The sequence below is a fragment of the Trichothermofontia sp. genome (assembly GCF_053493415.1).
In genome coordinates this window covers 1-16,576 of sequence record NZ_JBRCAD010000156.1, presented here as the reverse complement: position 1 = coordinate 16,576, position 16,576 = coordinate 1, and the positions used below count along the sequence as shown (strand labels likewise).

The following is a 16,576-nucleotide window of genomic DNA, read 5'->3' as shown; positions in this document are numbered from 1 at the left end:
ACAAGTTTCGCTATTTGCAACTAGAACTCAGCCGTCGCTGTTCGCTCGTCCATTGGAGCTACGATTTGCTTCCAGAAACGCTTGTATGACTCTCGCACCCTCAAGTGTAAAGTTTTATATCTGGATTCAACACTTCTGCCATTTTGCTTTTTCTCACAAGCTCATTATGTTTGAGAAAAAACTCTCGTGCATTGGGCTTAAAGACTTCCCACGGCGGATTGGTAATAATCGCATCAAAGCCACCCCGTGCAAACACCGCATCAAAGTGATACCCCCAGTCAAAGGGTTCTAGGGCGTTGATATCGGCAATTGTCAGTAGCCGCTTTTGAGGCTTACCTGTTAGCTGGGCTTGTTCATATTTAATCCCTAATTTTGTACTAAATTCATCCAATAATAGCTGGTTCAGCTTGGCTTGGGAATCCCGATTGAGTTGGTCGATATGATCGCGTAATTGTAGCAAGCGGGTTTCCTGGGGTAACTCCGGATCAGCCTGTTGAAAAGCGTGTTTTTTGTAGAGGGCAATGCTCTGGTTTTTATCGTCTAGAATTTGTTGATAAGCTGAGGCGGCTAAAGGTTGCAATAAGTTCCCCTGCAAAATGCCCTCACCCCCAGCCCCTCTCCCAAAGCGGGAGAGGGGAGTAAGGCGATCGAACCCTTCGGCATCCACCCGAATGAAGCCAATCAGCGAATTACCCGCCATAATATTGAAATCCACATTGGGCAGCGGTTCCAAATCATTCACCGTTTTAGCCGAAGCCACCAATGCCAAAAATAACCGCAACTTGGCAATTTCGGTCGCTTCCTCCATGATGTCTACCCCATAGAGGTTATCGGTGATAATGCGTTTTTTGATGTAATACTCCAGCGAGGGATGTTTAGCTGCTTCTTGCAACCAATGAGCCATTCTTTCCCTCACCCTAAATCCCTCTCCCCAGGGAGAGGGACTTTGAAGTTCCGGTTCCCCTTCGCTGTGAGGAGAGGGACTTTGAAGTTCCGGTTCCCCTGCGCCCTGGGGAGAAGGGGCTAGGGGATGAGGGCTTTCTAATAACTGCTTTGCCCGCGCGACTACCTGCTGATAGATGGTAATCAGCGTTTTCATTGCCGCCACCAAAAACGCACCTGACCCACAAGCGGGATCAAGCAACGCCAGCGTCGGCAGAATTTCATTTAAGAGGCGATCGCAGTCTTCTGAAGTAAACAGCGAAAAGTCAAAAGTCAAAAATTCTTCAGCCTCTTCCCCTTTTGCCTTTTGCCCTTTTACTTTTGCCTTAATCAACTTGTTAATCGTGCGATCGCACAAATATTCCGTAATCTCTGGGCGAGTGTAATAGGCACCAAATTCCTTTTGGTTGATATATTTCTCGAAGATATACCCCAGCACATCGGGGTTGATCTCCATCGGGTCTTTGTCAGGGCGATCGTCCAAATGCCAGGAATAGCGAGAAAAGAGATCCAACACTTGAGAAAAAGCGCGATCGCTAATTTGAATTTCTGGATACTTTTGCTCAATAGGATGGCGAAGGAATAACCCCCCATTGAGATAACAAATTTTACCAAGTCGCCTTTGAACCTCCGGATCACGCTGATACTCCGGCTCAGCAAAGCCCACAAAGAAGAGATCTTTAAGAAATCCATAGAAGGATTCACCCTGCTGCTGGCAAGCTTTCAGCTTATTTTGCAGATACAGCGAATCACCATTGTCAAGGAAATAACGCCGTTGCAAAAAATAAACAAACATCAAGCGATTCAATAAAACCGAGGCATACCAGCGGCGATCGCTCTCCGAATCAATCCCCGTAATCTCCAAACAAAAACTCTGATGCAGTCCCTCAAAATCCTGGAAAAACTGCTTCGTAACCTGCTCAACATCAAACCCCTGCTTCACCTTTTGCATCACGTCTACATGGGTTAGACTTTCCTCCTCCTTAAACTCAACAATCAACGCCTCCAACTTTTGCAGCAACGCCTCTGGATTCTGGCTCACCTTATAGGAATGCGATCGCACCGCCCTCGTCGAGGTTACCGTCTCCGCACTTTTGCCTTTTACCTTTTTACTTTTTACTTGTGGCTTAAGCCACAACCATTCCTGCTGCGTCTTGCCCTCATCGCCAAACACCAACAGGTGCGATTTACTGTAGTCCGTCAGTTGGCGATCGAGCTTCACCCGAATCGGACGGTCGGGAATTGCTGGGGTGATGCACTTGAATACCGTGAAGCCGCGTTTTTGAGCAATAGACACCACATCAAAGGGTTCGCCATCCACCTCAAAGGGTAGAGTAACGCGATCGACCGTATCCCAACCCAATTCCTCAATGAATAGGGATTCAAAATCAAACTGTTGGAGATATTTTTGGGCGCGTTGACGGTTGAACATTTTAGATTGTAGTAGCAGGTTTATTGATAAACGATAATTCCAGAACGGCTGAATTCAATATAACTGTGAGTTTCAAATAGCGTAATTAACTGCTGTAGATTTTGAGAGAATAGCACCTCAAGTTCAGCATTTTTAATATTCCCTGTAGTAACAATAAGCAACTTATAGGGCTGTTTTTGCAGCAAGAACGATTCAACAAAATCAGCATCTTTCGTGATGATAATGCGCTGGTCTTGAACAGAAAGTTGGTTAATAAATACATCAGGTGTCGCATTCTGCTGAGGTAAATCACGGGTATGTAAAGTGTCATAGCCTGCGGATTGTAGAAATCGAGCCAGTCTTAGAGGTAGTTGGGCATCAACAAGGAATTTCATGAGGCTAATCGATGAATACTTTTAACCTGACTCAGGCGAGCAGCAAACAGCAGGACTGCTAGAATGTCATCCTCTTCTAGGTCTTCATAGTCGGTCAAAATTTCCTCATGGGTCATTCCAGAACTGAGCAATTCGAGCAAAAACTCGACTGGGTAACGCAATCCTCGAATGCAAGGTTTTCCATGACAGATCTCTGGATTGAGCGAAATTCTTTGTAATAGTGCTTCAGACATTGGTCGTTCCTCAATTAATTGGATTCAAATCAGCAGGAAAGTTAGGGTCAAAGAGTTGTTCGGGTGTGTAAGGGCAGCTTTCGGGTAAATCAACATAGTCTAAGGGCGTTTCACACACAACCAAAGCCTTGCCAGACTCATAGGCATCAGCGATCGCCTCTGCCAAATAGGATTTTAGGCTAGGATTTTCTTCTAGTATTTGCAAAATTTCTCGTCGTTGCCCTCGAATCGTCACTCGCCAGCTTTTGCTACGCTGTTCGGGTTGATAGTCCCACTTCAACAAGTGCCCAATTAAAACTCCTAAGCGATTTTCCAGTTCTCGACATTCCTGCTTCCCCAAAGACTCAATTTCCTCCACCAAATTAGGAATATCCAGATGCTCGAAATCTCCCTCCTTAAGCAACTTTGACTGCTCTAAAGTCCAAGCATAAAAATCGGTTTCATAGAGATTGGATGGCATACTAACTCTCCCCATTAGATTCCAGCCAAAAGTCATTGTTTAATATTGACTCGATCGCGCGATCGTACAGCCATTCAGTCGGAAAAGCAACTTGCGGATACTCTTTACATACATTTTTTAGCGCGATTTGCCAAGCCTTATCGAAGCTGATTTCCCATCGATTGCTTAAGCTCGGTGCGGCATCTAATAAAACCTCTAGTTCTGAACGCTGAGTCCGAATTGTTCGCTCCCATCCGTTGTAGTCATTGGGCAAGTTCACATATAACCGTTTTAGTAAATGTTCTAGTAAAACAATTAAACAACTAATCAATTCCTTTTTCTGAGAGATCCCCAACGCCTCTACCTCTTCGATCAAATGCTCAATATCCAGATGCTCAAAGTCCCCTGCCTTAAGCTTAGCAACCATATCTTCTGACCACAACAAAATATCCTGATCGTATAGTTCGCTTAGAGAGATTGAATTCTGAGTTTTTAGCATAGTTCCTCCTGAGCAAAACACAGCATGACTTCAGCAACTTATTACCAACCTAATTGCCCTCTAGCCCTCCAAAATTGTTAGTAAATTTTGTTCGCATTGTTGAAAAACATAGTGTAGAATTCCCAAGACTTGGGGTAGATTTCCGGTTGCATATAAACCAGATCCATACACCACATTATCCACAGTCAGCTTGTAGAATTGCCAGCCCTCCCCATTGGTGACAATGCCATAAATATCCAGATCTTGCCCCAGTTGTTGGTTGTTGTATTGGCAAGCCTTCATCCCTGGCAAACACTGAGCTAATCCTTGTTCAAAATCATCTTTTTTAGCTTCTATAATACAAAGAAGTGGAGTTTCAAAATAAGCGCGTCGTCTTGCTAGTAGATAGTCCACATAACCTGTGGTCTGTTCATCCGATAGGGAAGCTGCTTTCCAGATTTTCAAATATCTAAATTGACATAAAACTTCCTGGCAAATTGCATCAATCAATAGTTTTTTAGACTCCTCTCCACTTTGCAAATCAAAAACCTCATGCATTCGGCGGAGATGTTCTTGAAAAAAATCACTAGGTGCGATCGGTTCCACCGTAAACGACCAAGGCAAAATCTCTTGAATACCCAAATACTTAAATGCCTCTGCATAGGTAAAACTGGAAAAATGCTTCTTCTTAACCCGCATTGCCATATCTCCCACCTCCCTTTTTACTTTTTCCTTTTTACTTTTTCCTTTTTACTTCACAAAAACCCCCATCGAACAAATAATCTGTGCCCCATCCCGTCGTTCCTCTGGGTTGATCACACACAGCGCATCATGCTCCCGCAGAAACGTCACCAGTTTTGCCAACTGCTCATCACTGATACCCGCCTTCAGTTCTCGGTTCAGACGCGCGATCGCATTCTGCTTCAACGGATACTGGTTAATTTCCTCGATCGCCCGTTCCAGATTTTCCCACTCCTTCCCCATTGCCAGTAAAGGCGTAGTTTCACGGACCTGTTGCGTGTAGGCCATCAGGCGGTCATACGTCCGGGCCGCCGCACTGCGCTTATTACCCAGCGTACCTGCCACCGTCCTAGTTTGCTCAGCGATCAGTTCCGCACCACGAGTCACCAGTTCATGGTGCTGGGGATGACGCGGCAAAGGGGGTGTATCCAGGCTACACCGGGCCATCCGGAGAATTCGCATCTGCGACTGGGTAACGCTGTTGCCGTCCTTGTCCACCCAGGCCAAAGCATCAGTGCCGCTGTCGGTGCGCAGATACACCAACACACCCTCCGGATCAGTTGCCGTCGGTTCATGCTCCCGCGTGGAATAGACGACATCGGGCAACTTTTCGATCATCCCTTTCAGGGCAGGGTTGGCATCGATCGCACTTTGCCAGATTTGCAACGCTTCGGAGGTCAAATCGACATCGCCCTCATCCGCTTCATCCAGCACCCCCGATCGCTCATTGTAGAGATTCAGCAACACCTCCCGCGCCTGCTCATCCTCAAAAAAGGCTTCATCCGTCCCCACCACTTCCTGATTTTCATTGAGGCGATCGCGCAACCGTCCCCGCAAATTGATTAACCGTTCCACCCCCTCCGCAGGCAAAAACGAATAGCAGAGAATCTCCTCCGCTTGCTGCCCAATTCGGTCTACCCGCCCCGCCCGCTGAATCAGGCGGATAATCGCCCAGGGCAAGTCGTAGTTGAGAATGATGGCGCAATCTTGCAGGTTTTGCCCCTCACTCAACACATCCGTCGCCACCAACACCCGCAACTGCTCCGCTGCTGGGATAGATTTTTCATTACTGATAGGACTAAACCGCCAAACCAGAGCCGTCGGGTCAGGCGATTGGCCCGTTGCTAAGCCCACCTGCTGAATGCCCTGGTCTGCGAGCGCTCTTGCCAGATACCGAGCCGTATCGGCAAATTGGGTAAAAATCAGCACCTTATCCGTCGGATGTTGCTGCTGCAATAACGCCACCAGTGCCCCTAGCTTCGCGTCCGACGATGGATTCCAACTGCCTGCCAGTTGCAAAATACCGATCAACGCCGTGGCATCTTGCTGAAGATGCTGCTGCAACTCTGGCCGAAACAGATTGGCACGAATCCACTTAAATCGACGCGGGTATTGATCTTGGTATAGGCGATAGATTTCTGCGGCTCGTTGCGCGAAACCCTCCTCACTGACCCTCACCCTAAATCCCTCTCCCAAGTAGGGAGAGGGACTTTGAATTTCCGGTTCCCCTTCTCCCTCCCTGGGAGAAGGGGTTAGGGGATGAGGGTCTTCTTCCCAGTCCTGACTCAAGAGCGAATCTTCGTCTTCATCGTTGCCTACTTCGTCCAGTAATGAAGCATCCTGAGTGCCAATCGGCAGGGGAAGATCGTGGGCGATCGCGTGGAGATAGACATAATTGCGCAGAATATGTCGCTCCAACGACTGGATAAAGGCAATCCCGCTACTCTCCAATCGCTTAAACAAATTCGTGCGACAGAACCCCATTAACCGCTGCCCCGCGTGAGACAAATTCTCTAGAATCTTGCGCTCCTCGTTGGTTAAAGGCAAAAGTGAAAAGTCAAAAGGCAAAAGTTCTCCTGATTCCCCACTTTTTACTTTTACCTTTTTACTTTTGCCTTGATCAACATAGTTTCCTAATCCATAGCGTGGCAAATTCAGCGCATTAATCACGTCCACCACGCGATCGCTATACAACCGGGCATAGGGATCACTCTGGGGTTCGCCAATCGTAAACCGCACCGTCCGGGGACGACGAACCGGAAAATACGATCGCCGCCCATCCGCAAACTCCAAATAAAACCGCTCCTCACTTTTGCCTTTTACCTTTTCACTTTTTACTTCCTTCTTCGCGTAGGTATTTTTGATAAAACTGCGTGTCCGCCGCACCATGTAGCGACTCATCAACTGCTGCCAATCCTCCGGCTCTGGACTATGCTCAAAGGCCAGCAGCGATCGCACCGGGGTAGCGCTGTGCCTGCGGCGGAACTGCATCTCACCGCCAAGGCTGCGGATGTAGGCTTCTGGCTTCATGCCTAAGTCGGCATCGGGACGTAAAAATAACCGCAGTTGTGCTGACAAGTCTAGATAGGTCTTGTTATAGGGGGTTGCTGTCAGCAAAATACACCGACTGCCGCTTTGCTCAATGTAGTCTTTAATCGCTTGATAGCGTTTACCCTCTGTGTTGCGCAGGTTGTGACTTTCATCAATGAGTACCAACCGAAATCGGGCAGGCACATTGGGCAATTCTTGAATCACACGGCTAATGGGAACCACCTTGCCGCGCAAGCCGTAGCGATCGACGTAATCCTGCCACATTTTTTCCAAATTCTTGGGGCAGATAATCAGCGTGCTGGTGCCGTAGTCTTCCTCGCAAAGATGGGCGATCGCCGTTCCCACCAGGGTTTTACCCAAGCCCACGACATCCCCAATGACCACGCCATTGCGTTTGCTGACATGGTGCGCCGCAATCTGCACCGCCGCTTCCTGAAACGGCAACAACCCAAAACTGGCCGGAGCACGATACTGACTCAACCCATCCCGCGCTTCCTGGGACAGGTGATATGCCATTTTTAGATAGACAAAATAGGGCTTGAGCGATCGCCCCGCCCAACTTTCATCAATAATTTCGGCTAATTGCTCCGTAATATCTAAGCAAAAGCGATCGTGCCAGCGATCTGCAAACCACTGCTCCAGCTTACTCGTATCATCCCGATCCACCACTTCCACATTGAGTTCACCCTGCGATCGCAGTCCCGAAAGGGTCAAATTGCTACTGCCCACATAGCTAATAATGGGCGTAGCGCGATCGTGGCGGTAAATCAGATACAGCTTGGCATGGAGGGGATGCCGCAAAAATAGCTTGACCTGGAGTTTCTGGGCGAGGAGTTGCGATCGCAATCGCTGCAACCCCTCCTCATCGGCAACACTGGGCGCACCATAGGTCAATTGCTGCCGAAACTCCTGCGCCATCAGGGTTTGTAGCCGCAGCGCTTGCCCTTGATCGATGCGTTCCGGTTCTACACCAATCGCCAACGACTGCCGTAATTCCTCCTTTGGCAAACGGTACATCCCCACCAGCAATCGACAAGCCTGACCTTCGCCACCCGTAAATTGCTCAATATCGGCATCAATTTGTCGCCATCCCCGCAAGTTAAAATAACCCACACAGAAATCAGCCCGGTAGGCTTGCTTCAGGTAATGCTGCAACTCAGGCAGGATGGGTTGCTCGATATTGTCATAAATGCTGGACATGGATTGTACCCAGAGCCGAATTTTGGGCTGATGCGGGACCCTCCGGATTAGGATCAGGAGGGTTGGGTCACCGCTAACGCCGCTTGCAAACGAGGCCTATCTGTTCCCCGCTGGTGGAGCAACAACCAGGATTGGGTCAGATCCGGCCCATGCACTGCCCCCGTCAATGCCGCCCGCAGCGTCCGCATCACCATCCCCCGCTTCAACCCCGTCGATTTCGTCACCTGCTTCAGCAGACTTGCCACCGCCTCCGCCTCTAGGGTCACCGTCGCCAGACTTGCCAGAATCTCCGTTAGCATCGCCTGGGCACCCTCCTGCTGTAGCTGCTGCTGCGCTTCCTCATCCAGCGTTACGGCTTCACTAAAGAAAAACTGACCCATTGCCACCGCCTCATCCAACCGACTCAGGCTTGGCCCCAGCAACGCCGCCAGACTTTCTAACCAGGTGCGATCGCCCACTGGATCAAACGGATACCCCGCCCCTTGCCAATAGGGAATCAGCAAATCCGTCAACTCCGGGACCGGCAGATCGTGGAGATATTGCCCATTCAGCCAATTGAGCTTATCCCAGTCAAACTTGGCCCCCGCCCGATTCACGCGATCGAAGCCAAACACCGCAGCCGCCTCCGCCAGGGTAAAGCGTTCCTGGGTCGAGTCTGGCGGCGACCAGCCCAACAGGGTCATATAGTTCACCAATGCCTGGGGCAGGTAGCCCATTGTCCGGAAGTCGGAAATGGAAGTCACCCCATCCCGCTTCGAGAGCTTTTGGCCCGCTTGGTTCAGGATCAGCGGCGTGTGGCCAAATTGGGGTACGGCAGCCCCCAAGGCTTCGTAGAGCAGGATTTGTTTGGCTGTATTGGCAATGTGATCCTCGCCGCGAATGATGTGGGTCATCCCCATATTAATGTCATCCACCACCACCACAAAGTTATAGAGCGGTTGGCCAATCTCCCCCACGGGTGCCCGACGGGCAATCACCATATCGCCGCCTAGATCGCTCCCCTGCCAGGTCACCGTCCCCCGGACCAGATCCGTCCAGCTAATCGTGCGATCGTCGTCAATCTTGAAGCGCACCACGGGTCGCCGTCCTTCTGCCGCAAACGCTGCCTGTTGCTCTGGCGTCAAATTCCGGTGGCGGTTATCATAGCGCGGTGCTTCCCCCCGTGCCTTTTGGGCCGATCGCATCGCCTCCAGTTCGTCTTCCGTGCAATAGCAGTAGTAGGCTAGGCCCTGATCTAGGAGTTGGCGCACCGCCTGCTCGTAAAGATCCAAGCGTTTCGACTGGAAGAAGGGACCTTCATCCCAGGTCAAGCCTAGCCAGGTGAGGCCATCCAGGATATTTTGTGTGTATTCGGGCCGCGATCGCTCTAGGTCTGTATCCTCAATCCGCAGGATAAACTGGCCCCCGTGGTGGCGGGCAAACAGCCAATTGAAGACGGCAGTCCGGGCGGTGCCGATGTGAAGATTGCCAGTGGGGCTAGGGGCGATACGAACGCGAACAGTCACAAGCACAGGGAATTAAAAACAGCATTTTCCATGCTAGCAAGATTCGGTTTCCTCCTTCTGTGTACTCGGTGCGCTCTGGGTGAAATTAACCACTAAGGCACCAAGAACACGAAGGGACGCAAAGGATTAGGAAGTTGGGCGTCGGCGTTGATCCCAGCCGCGACCGAGGAGGGCGAGGAGGACGACGGTGCCCTGAATCACGCCGGAGAGGGAGGACTCTAGTTGGAGCGACAGGGGCAGTTGCAAGCTGCCAATATTGAGGGCGCTGAAGAAAAAGGCGACGGGCAAAATCCACAGAACACTCGATCCTGTAAGCAACACAATCAACAGGGCCAGGAACCCCAACCCGCTGGAAATATTGGGAATCAGTCGATGGAAGACTGCCGTTACCTGGAGCGCCCCCGCCAACCCGGCTAGGGCACCACAGAGGGCAAAGGCGCTGAGTAATTGTGTTGTGGCCGGAATCCCCAAAATATAGGCCGCCTGGGGGTTTTGACCCACCGCCCGTAGGCGGAGTCCCAGGTAGGTACTGCGCATCACCAGCCAAGTCATGATTAAGGCTAGCGCACCCAGTATGAGGGCAACGGGGCTAGCTTCCGTCTTGCCGATCGTGCCCAACCACAGGGAGGGTTCAAATAGCTCAGTCCCACTCATGGATGCCACCCCCGGTCGCTTCCAGGGGCCAAAGATGAGGTACAGGGCTAATCCCTGGGCCACAAAGTTTAACCCCAGTCCGGCGAAAATTTCGTTCACCTTGCCAAATACATTCAGCCAGCCTGTGAACACCCCCCACAAAGCCCCCCCGATCGCGCCCCCAAGAATGCCGAGAAACAGGACTAAACTTGCGGGGAGAACGGGGGCCAGGAGTCGAAGTAGTCCCGTGGTTGCGATCGCGCCCACCATCACCTGTCCCTCGATGCCCAGGTTATACAACCCCGCCGTGAAGGTAAGCACCAGACCACTGGCGCAGAGCAACAGGGGGGCTAACGTGGCCAGCACCCGTGCGAACTGATCCGGTGTCCCAAAGGCTCCCAACACAAGGCTCGCGCCCACCTGCCACGGCGAAGCCCCCACCAACAGAATCATGAGGGCGATAAAGCCCACGGCACCGATCAGCGCCATCCCCCGATATAAAATCCGATTCATCGCAACGCTCACAATCTCGGCGACCAAGACAGCTTCGCTACTGTAGCCTAACCAGTCGGTGAGACGATGCTATGAAAATTACCTTCCTGCCTCTCAGCCTTGGTGCCCTGGGCGGCGAGGCCAGAGTTGCTCGCCGCCGCAGAAATCAATTATCCGACGTTTGCATAGCCTCTCCGCAGGAGCATCGCCCTGAGCTTGACAGAATCCTGCGATCGCGTAGAGTCTGAGAACATAGCTGTACCCCCAACCATAAGTGAACCGAAGCCCATGATTACCGCTCCGCTCCTCCTGCAACAGCCCCCCGACTGGATCATGCCCACCCTGCAAGTTATGGCCGTCGCCATCATCATTGTATTAACCCTTGCCTTGGGCCTCTATTTCTGGGGCGATTAAATCTCACCAAAGGACAACATCGTTTTTTCTCTAGGAGAACTTGCTTAGATAGTGAGCTTAGATGCTAATAAAATCCTCTGGACCGATGGCAGAAACCTTATTGCCGTCGAGATAGCCTATAATCTCACCTGTGGCTCTAATCTTGAGTTCTATATCTCCCGTAGAAGGCCCTAACCAGGAAGCCCAGCCAGGTATCTGTATACTTCCCACCATTGCTGGTAATCTGCGGATTTCCAGATCGGAGAAACTCAAGCCATTGGCTAGTCCAACCTTATCGATGCCACCTTCAAAATCACTGGCGATATCCAACCCTCTACCCGCTCCAAAGACAAAAACATCAGCCCCACCTCCGCCAACGAGATAGTCATTCCCCTTATCGCCCGATAAGGTGTCATTACCATAGCCTCCCCAAAGCTCGTCATTGCCTTTCCCCCCGTAGAGGATATCATCACCATTGTCACCATTTAGATCGTCGTTGTCATTGTCGCCAAACAACCAATCATTCTCAGACTCACCATAGAGATAGTCGCGGTCTTTACCTCCTCTAAGAGTATCTGCACCGGCACCCCCCCAAAGGCCATCGCTCCCTTTGTTGCCAACCAGGTAATCGTTGCCACCAGCACCAAGGATGACATCATCGCCATCTAGGCCATAGATGCGTTGGGAAATATCCATACCATAAATCCGATCGCTCTCATTCGTTCCCCAACCTTCACTTTGGTCAACAACAATCACAGCCATTAGGTTCGCCTCCTAGAAAAATATAAAAATGAGACTTCTCTCCCTCTCTATAGTGAGACCAAACTCCCACTTAGTGGTAGGGAGGTTGATTTAAGAAAGAACAAAAAGATGACTAATAAAATCGCAATTTTCTAACTTAGACTTGTCTCTAGTTTGGAATTGTAGCAATAATTATCTCTTGCGTCAATAATCTTGCCTTAAGTAAGAATATTTGCAACAAAAGTATCTCAGGATAGCCCGAATTATCAGAAACCGTAGCTATTGCGGGCCTTATTGCCCAAATGCTTCTATAGCGCTCCCACCTGCCATCACCCCCTGACTGGCTCTGGCTGCTCAGCAGCGAAAATACTCATGTCACATCACTCAAGCTCGTTGCCCCCAGGCAGAGCAGAGGTTGGGTCAAATGCAGTGCAACCCAACCAAACCCTTACTGGTATTGAGTTTTGTAGCTTTAAAGCCTTAAAATTCCCCGGCTAACGCCGGAATACAGCGTTCACACAGCAAGGGATGTGCCGCCGATTGGCCCACCTGGGTGGAATAATTCCAGCAGCGATCGCACTTCTCCCCATCGGCCTTAACGACAGCAATGCCAGCAATGTCCGAGGCGAGACGATACTGTTCTGCCTCGATCGCCGTCAGCGCATCCACCAGTTCCACCTGGGAGACAATCAGCAAATAGCGCAACGCATCGACCCCATTTCCTGCCAAAGTATCGCTGGGATTAAACCCTTGCAACTGCTGCCGTAGGGACGCATCCGGAACATAGAGCAACACCTTGGCCTCTAGAGAAGACCCGATCGCCTTTTCTGCACGGGCCTGCTCCAGCACCTTGTTCACCTCGGTACGAATTTGCCGCAATTGCTGCCAGGTCGCAGCCAAATCCGGTTGTTGCCAGGTGGGATCGAGATGCGTCCAGCCCGACTCAAACACCGATCGCACGCCTGTTTCGTAGGGCAATGCCTGCCAGATATCCTCCGCCATGTGACAGAGGACCGGCGCGATCGCCTTGGCGAGGTTTTCCACCGCGATCGCCAGCACCGTTTGGCAACTACGACGGCGGGGACTATTGGCTGCACTGATATAGAGCCGATCCTTGGCAATATCCAGATAGAAATTGGACAGATCGATGACACAGAAATTCTGGATCGTTTGGAAGAAGCGGAAAAATTGGAAACTATCAAAGGCCGCTGTGACATCGTTGCAGACTTCGGTCATACGATGCAACATATAGCGATCGAGTTCCGGCAAATTGGCATAGGGAACCGCATCCGTCGCCGGATTGAAATCATGCAAATTCCCCAACAGGAACCGGGCCGTATTGCGAATCTTACGGTAGACATCGGCCAATTGCTTGAGAATTGTTTTCCCAATCAAGACATCAGCGGAATAGTCTACCGATGAGACCCATAACCGCAGAACATCGGCCCCATAGGGGGGATCTTGCTTTTGATTTTTCCCGCCTTCAATAATCATCAACGGATCAATAATATTGCCCAGGGATTTGCTCATCTTGCGCCCCTGGTCATCCAGAGCAAACCCGTGGGTCAACACCGTTTTATAGGGGGCGTGACCATTCACCGCCACACTGGTCAACAAACTCGACTGGAACCATCCCCGGTGCTGATCCGAGCCTTCCAGGTACAGGTCCACTGGATAGGTTAGCTCTGGCCGTTGTTTAGCGACTGCGGCCCAGGAGGAACCGGAGTCAAACCAGACATCCATCGTATCGGTGCCCTTGCGGTAGGTGCGACCGTTGCTACGGTAGGGTTCCGGCAGTAACGCTTCTACCGGCAATTCCCACCACGCATCGGAACCGTGCTCGGCAATGATGGCCCGCACATGGGCGATCGTTTCTTGATTCAACAGCGGCTCGTTAGTTTCTTCGTCGTAGAACACCGGGATAGGGACGCCCCAACTGCGCTGCCGGGAAATACACCAGTCCGATCGCTCGGCCACCATTGGTGTAATCCGGTTTTCCCCCTGGGCGGGAATCCAGCGTACCTGGGCGATCGCGTCTAGTGCCGCCTGCCGGAAACCCTGCACCGAGGCGAACCATTGCTCGGTAGCCCGGAAGATCGTCGGTTTTTTGGTGCGCCAATCGTAGGGATATTTATGGACGTAGGGTTCCTGCTTGAGGAGTGCTCCGGCTTGCTCCAGCGCGACAATGACGGCAGGATTGGCATCCTTGAGGACATTCAACCCCGCAAAGGGACCGGCTTCCTCGGTAAAGTTCCCAGCCTCATCAACGGGACAGAGAATATCGAGACCATAGCGCTTGCCCACCTCAAAGTCTTCCTGACCGTGCCCTGGAGCCGTGTGGACGAGGCCCGTACCGGATTCCGTGGTGATGTAGTCGCCGCCGAGTAGGATAGGACTTTCGCGATCGAACAACGGATGGCGATAGGTGCAGTGTTCGAGATCTTTCCCCGCGATCGTCGTTTGAACCGTGAGATCTACCCCCAAGGTTGCCGCTAGACGTTCTACGAGTTCAGCCGCGACCAGCAGGTACTTAAATGCCGGTTTTTCCCCACCTACCTCAACCACGGCATAGGTCAGATCCGGGTTGACCGCCACCGCCAGATTGCCGGGAATGGTCCAGGGCGTTGTGGTCCAGATCCCCACCCCTAGATTGCTCAGGAAGGGTTGCAGGGCTTGAGCGGCCTCCGCCAGACGCACCATTGGGAAGGCAGCGTAGATACTGGGGGAGGTGTGGCCTTCGGGATATTCGAGTTCGGCTTCGGCCAAGGCAGTGCGGGAACTGGGACTCCAATGGACGGGCCGCAGCCCCCGGTAGATGTAGCCCTTGAGGACCATTTGGCCAAAGACATCGATTTGCGCCGCTTCGTAGTCGGGGGTCAGGGTCAGGTAGGGATGGTCCCAGTCGCCCCAAATGCCGTAGCGTTTGAAGCCCTGGCGTTGGGCATCGACCTGTTCGAGGGCGTAGGCTTTGGCCCGTTGCCGCAGTTCCAGTGGCGTGGCCTGTTGGCGTTCGGTGCTGGTCATGGCCTGGAGAACCTTGAGTTCGATCGGTAGCCCATGACAATCCCAACCGGGGACATAGCGCACCTTGCGGCCCCGCAGCAGTTGGTATTTATTAATGATGTCCTTGAGGATTTTGTTCAGGGCATGGCCCATGTGGAGTGCGCCGTTGGCGTAGGGGGGGCCATCGTGGAGGACAAAAATCTCGCCCGGATTATTCTGTGACAGGTGCTCGTAAATTTGGGTCTCCGCCCAGAATTGTTGCAACTCTGGCTCCCGCTTGACGGCATTAGCCCGCATGTCAAAGGCGGTCTGGGGGAGGTTAACGGTGTCTTTATAGCTTCCGGGTTCTGTCACAGGTGCGGTCACAGTTCGTTACGCTTCCAATTCAGAGGGGCAGGTTGTGACCATTATCAGCCAGAATCCCCTCCCGCTTCAACTTTCTTTACGCCGTTAGTAGGGACTTGGCCTTGGTTGGGTCGGCATTACCGGGGTCCATGCTGCTGAGTGTTGCTGCCCGCTGCTAACGCCAACTTTTAGCTGGCTTTACTCCTGGGTTAGAGGCGCACAACCAGGCTACCCATTGAGGGTAAATGCTAAACTTGAGCCAGAAACAGTAGGAGAGCGATCGCTGTGGCTTCTATTACCCTTGACCTTTCAGACACGCAATTTCAAAGATTGCAAGATTTAGCAACTGTTCATGGGATTGCGCTCGAAGTTTTACTGAAGGCAAGTCTGGAGGATTGGCTCAACTCTCAAAAGAGCGAGTTTGTTGATGCCGCCAATTATGTGCTGACAAAAAATGCTGAGTTGTATCGGCGGTTGGCATAATGCGCTTTCTGACGTTAATCGAGGTATTGGAACTCCATCATAGGGTCATTGAGCAATCCGGTGGAGCATTGGGTGTCCGAGATGTAGGGCTGTTGGAGTCAGCGATCGCTCAGCCGCGAATGACGTTTGGTGGAGAAGATCTATACCCAAGCTTGATTGATAAAGCAGCAGCATTAGGATTTTCTATTATCATGAATCATCCATTTTTAGATGGAAACAAACGCACAGGGCATGCCGCGATGGAAACTTTTCTTATCCTGAATGGGATGGAAATAAATGCCCCTGTGGATGAGCAAGAGCGTGTGGTGTTAGCCATCGCATCAGGCAAGCTAGGGCGCGAGGCACTCGTAGAATGGTTACAACAGAACACAACCGTCCGCTAACCAGTTTTTGGAGCGACGCATGAAGGGTATTGCTTTGCTCAACTATTTGGGCATTTCCCAAATTACGAGCGTTGGGAACCGATCCTGAGCAGCTTTAGAGGTTTTCGGTGGGGCGATCGATCGGGGCGCTGCTGGAGGGAGTGCCCGCACAGACTTCGTGAGGTGAAGCGGGCGTTGAGTGTCCGGATGGTGATTGAGGCAGTTATGACGGTACGATAGACAAGTTGCGTCAGTGATTGTAGCGCTGCCTAACATAGTCCCTGAAATTGACGGCTGTTTCATCAGGTTTTACCCAGAAGTGTTGAATCCAGATATAAAACTTTACACTTGAGGGTGCGAGAGTCATACAAGCGTTTCTGGAAGCAAATCGTAGCTCCAATGGACGAGCGAACAGCGACGGCTGAGTTCTAGTTGCAAATAGCGAAACT

General features: G+C 51.4%; 14 protein-coding genes. 3 read left to right on the top strand and 11 right to left on the bottom strand.

Features of this window, described 5'->3' with window-relative positions:
• Window positions 1–100: 100 nt before the first annotated feature.
• The 9 genes from ACWIUF_RS13235 to ACWIUF_RS13195 all read right to left on the bottom strand — a co-directional run bounded on the left by ACWIUF_RS13235 (window position 101) and on the right by ACWIUF_RS13195 (window position 10,821).
• The gene (locus ACWIUF_RS13235; protein ID WP_448572895.1) at window positions 101–2,374 is read right to left on the bottom strand and encodes an Eco57I restriction-modification methylase domain-containing protein; all 2,274 of its coding nucleotides are present in this window, start codon (window positions 2,372–2,374) and stop codon (window positions 101–103) included.
• 20 nt (window positions 2,375–2,394) lie between these two features.
• The gene (locus ACWIUF_RS13230; RefSeq protein ID WP_448572894.1) at window positions 2,395–2,748 is read right to left on the bottom strand and encodes a DUF5615 family PIN-like protein; all 354 of its coding nucleotides are present in this window, start codon (window positions 2,746–2,748) and stop codon (window positions 2,395–2,397) included.
• A complete protein-coding gene (locus tag ACWIUF_RS13225) occupies window positions 2,745–2,981 on the bottom strand; it encodes a DUF433 domain-containing protein (RefSeq protein ID WP_448572892.1) in 237 nt (78 codons plus the stop codon). Before ACWIUF_RS13225 ends, ACWIUF_RS13230 begins: the two co-directional genes overlap by 4 nt.
• A gap of 10 nt (window positions 2,982–2,991) precedes the next feature.
• On the bottom strand, window positions 2,992–3,441 hold the full coding sequence (locus ACWIUF_RS13220; RefSeq protein ID WP_448572891.1) for a DUF29 domain-containing protein: 450 nt from the start codon (window positions 3,439–3,441) through the stop codon (window positions 2,992–2,994).
• 1 nt (window position 3,442) lies between these two features.
• A complete protein-coding gene (locus ACWIUF_RS13215; RefSeq protein ID WP_448572890.1) occupies window positions 3,443–3,919 on the bottom strand; it encodes a DUF29 domain-containing protein in 477 nt (158 codons plus the stop codon).
• A gap of 60 nt (window positions 3,920–3,979) precedes the next feature.
• Window positions 3,980–4,603 (bottom strand): hypothetical protein, encoded by a 624-nt coding sequence (locus tag ACWIUF_RS13210; RefSeq protein ID WP_448572889.1) that lies wholly within the window; start codon window positions 4,601–4,603, stop codon window positions 3,980–3,982.
• Between the two features lie 45 nt (window positions 4,604–4,648).
• Window positions 4,649–8,170 carry a helicase-related protein gene (locus ACWIUF_RS13205; protein WP_448572887.1) on the bottom strand — a complete coding sequence of 1,174 codons (3,522 nt, stop codon included), beginning with the start codon at window positions 8,168–8,170 and terminating at the stop codon, window positions 4,649–4,651.
• 53 nt (window positions 8,171–8,223) lie between these two features.
• Window positions 8,224–9,675 (bottom strand): glutamate--tRNA ligase, encoded by a 1,452-nt coding sequence (gene gltX, locus ACWIUF_RS13200; protein ID WP_448572886.1) that lies wholly within the window; start codon window positions 9,673–9,675, stop codon window positions 8,224–8,226.
• 126 nt (window positions 9,676–9,801) lie between these two features.
• Entirely contained in the window at window positions 9,802–10,821 is a 1,020-nt protein-coding gene (locus tag ACWIUF_RS13195) for an ABC transporter permease (RefSeq protein WP_448572885.1), read from the bottom strand.
• 267 nt (window positions 10,822–11,088) lie between these two features.
• On the opposite strand from ACWIUF_RS13195, the gene ACWIUF_RS13190 reads away from it, so the two are divergent.
• Window positions 11,089–11,214 (top strand): hypothetical protein, encoded by a 126-nt coding sequence (locus ACWIUF_RS13190; protein ID WP_448572884.1) that lies wholly within the window; start codon window positions 11,089–11,091, stop codon window positions 11,212–11,214.
• 57 nt (window positions 11,215–11,271) lie between these two features.
• On the opposite strand, the gene ACWIUF_RS13185 is transcribed toward ACWIUF_RS13190, so the two are convergent.
• Together ACWIUF_RS13185 and ileS are read right to left on the bottom strand one after the other, a co-directional pair.
• A complete protein-coding gene (locus ACWIUF_RS13185) occupies window positions 11,272–11,955 on the bottom strand; it encodes a calcium-binding protein (protein WP_448572883.1) in 684 nt (227 codons plus the stop codon).
• A gap of 459 nt (window positions 11,956–12,414) precedes the next feature.
• Window positions 12,415–15,291 (bottom strand): isoleucine--tRNA ligase, encoded by a 2,877-nt coding sequence (ileS, locus tag ACWIUF_RS13180; RefSeq protein ID WP_448572882.1) that lies wholly within the window; start codon window positions 15,289–15,291, stop codon window positions 12,415–12,417.
• A gap of 276 nt (window positions 15,292–15,567) precedes the next feature.
• On the opposite strand from ileS, the gene ACWIUF_RS13175 reads away from it, so the two are divergent.
• Window positions 15,568–15,765: a DNA-binding protein gene (locus ACWIUF_RS13175; protein ID WP_448572881.1), complete on the top strand. Its 198-nt coding sequence runs from the start codon at window positions 15,568–15,570 to the stop codon at window positions 15,763–15,765.
• Entirely contained in the window at window positions 15,765–16,148 is a 384-nt protein-coding gene (locus ACWIUF_RS13170; RefSeq protein ID WP_448572879.1) for a type II toxin-antitoxin system death-on-curing family toxin, read from the top strand. Before ACWIUF_RS13175 ends, ACWIUF_RS13170 begins: the two co-directional genes overlap by 1 nt.
• Window positions 16,149–16,576 lie beyond the last annotated feature (428 nt).